The organism is Allostella sp., assembly GCF_041913585.1.
GTDB lineage: Bacteria > Pseudomonadota > Alphaproteobacteria > ATCC43930 > Allostellaceae > Allostella.
On record NZ_JAYSFE010000279.1, the window covers coordinates 1 to 1,950 of the forward strand.

Consider the following 1,950-nt stretch of genomic DNA (forward strand, 5'->3'; position numbering starts at 1 on the left):
GGCCGCGTCGTTGACCCAGATCATCATTCCGCCACACCGCCGCGCTAGTTTGCATGCGGACAAGGCCGGTCGTTGGCAGGAGCAGGAGTTCGTCGATGAGGGGTGCCAGGAACCCGGCGGCCAGGATCGCGCCGGTCAGGACGGCGGCGGCGCCGCCGCCGCCACCCCCGGCCGAGGCGCCGTCGGCCTCCGAGGCGATGGCCGAGCTGGTCGACCGCTCGATCACCGCCAACGTCGCCCGGCTGACCGGGGGGCTGTCGCCCGCGGCCCTGGCCGGGGCCGCGCTCGACTGGTGGGTGCATCTCGCGATGGCGCCGGGCCGCCGCTTCCACCTCGCCGAGAAGGCGTGGCGGAAATGGGCCCGCCTCGCCACCTATGCCGGCCGCTGCGGCCTCGCCCCCGACGCACCGCCCTGCATCGAGCCGCTGCCCCAGGACCGCCGCTTCGCCGACGAGGCGTGGCGCCGCTGGCCGTGGAACGTCATGAGCCAGGCCTTCCTGCTGCAGCAGCAATGGTGGCACAACGCCACGGTGGGGGTGCCGGGCGTCACCCGCCAGCACGAGGCGGCGGTCGAGTTCGCATCGCGCCAGCTCCTCGACATGGTCGCGCCCTCGAACTTCGTCCTCACCAACCCCGAGGTGCTGGAGCGCACGCTCGCCAGCGGCGGCAGCAACCTCGTCGCCGGCCTCGCCAACCTGTACGCGGACTGGGAGCGCGCGATCGCCGGCCGGCCGCCGGTCGGGGCCGAGGCGTTCCAGGTCGGACGCAACCTCGCCGTCACTCCCGGCAAGGTCGTCTGGCGCAACGCGCTGATGGAGCTGATCCAGTACGCGCCGACGACCGATGCCGTGCGGCCCGAGCCGATCCTGATCGTCCCGGCCTGGATCATGAAGTATTACATCCTCGACCTGTCGCAGCAGAACTCGCTGGTGCGCTGGCTGGTCGAGCGCGGCCACACCGTGTTCATGCTGTCGTGGAAGAACCCCGACGAGGGCGACCGCGACCGCGACCTCGAGGACTACCGCCGCCTCGGCGTGATGGCGGCGCTCGACGCGGTCGGTGCCATCGTGCCGGGCCGGCCGATCCACGGCGTCGGCTACTGCCTCGGCGGCACGCTGCTGACGATCGCCGCCGCCGTCATGGCGCGGGACGGCGGCCGGCGGCTCGCCAGCCTGACGCTGCTGGCGGCCCAGGCCGACTTCACCGAGGCCGGCGAACTCAAGCTCTTCATCAACGAGGCGCAGCTCGACTTCCTCGACGACGTGATGTGGCGGCAGGGCTATCTCGATGCCCGCCAGATGGCCGGCGCCTTCCAGCTGCTGCGGTCGAACGACCTCATCTGGTCGCGCCTCGTCCACGAGTACCTGATGGGCGACCGCCGGCCGATGAACGACCTCATGGCCTGGAACGCCGACGCCACGCGGATGCCGTTCCGGATGCATTCGGAATACCTGCACCAACTCTATCTCGAGAACGACCTCGCGGAGGGGCGCTACCGGGTCGACGGCCGTCCGGTCGCACTGACCGACATCCGCCAGCCGATCTTCGCCGTCGGCACCGAATGGGACCATGTCGCGCCCTGGCGCTCGGTCCACAAGATCGAGCTCCTGACCGACACGGAAGTCACCTTCCTGCTGACCTCCGGCGGCCACAATGCCGGCATCGTGTCGGAGCCGGGCCGCCCGGGCCGGCGCTACCGCGCGCTGTCGCGCAAGGACGGCGACCCCCATGTCGACCCCGACCGCTGGCTGACGCTGGCACCGCTCTCCGAAGGGTCGTGGTGGCCGGAATGGGGCCGATGGCTCGATGCCCGCTCGGGCGAGCCGGTGCCGCCGCCGTCGCTGGGGGCGCCCGCCGCCGGCTACCCGCCGATCGACGACGCCCCCGGCCGCTACGTCCTGCAGACCTGAGGCGGCTTCGTCACGGCTGCCCGCTCACGGCTGCCCGCTC

The 1,950-nt window shown here is 72.1% G+C and carries 2 protein-coding genes; one reads left to right on the top strand and one right to left on the bottom strand.

Annotated elements, in window-relative coordinates:
* Window positions 1-226 (bottom strand): hypothetical protein (locus ACE3Q3_RS24190; protein ID WP_374450395.1); only part of this gene is annotated, 226 nt, incomplete at its 3' end.
* Between ACE3Q3_RS24190 and ACE3Q3_RS24195 the strand changes: the two genes are divergently transcribed.
* Window positions 198-1,910 carry a PHA/PHB synthase family protein gene (locus tag ACE3Q3_RS24195; RefSeq protein ID WP_374450396.1) on the top strand — a complete coding sequence of 571 codons (1,713 nt, stop codon included), beginning with the start codon at window positions 198-200 and terminating at the stop codon, window positions 1,908-1,910. The genes ACE3Q3_RS24190 and ACE3Q3_RS24195 overlap by 29 nt on opposite strands.
* The last annotated feature ends 40 nt before the right edge of the window (window positions 1,911-1,950 follow it).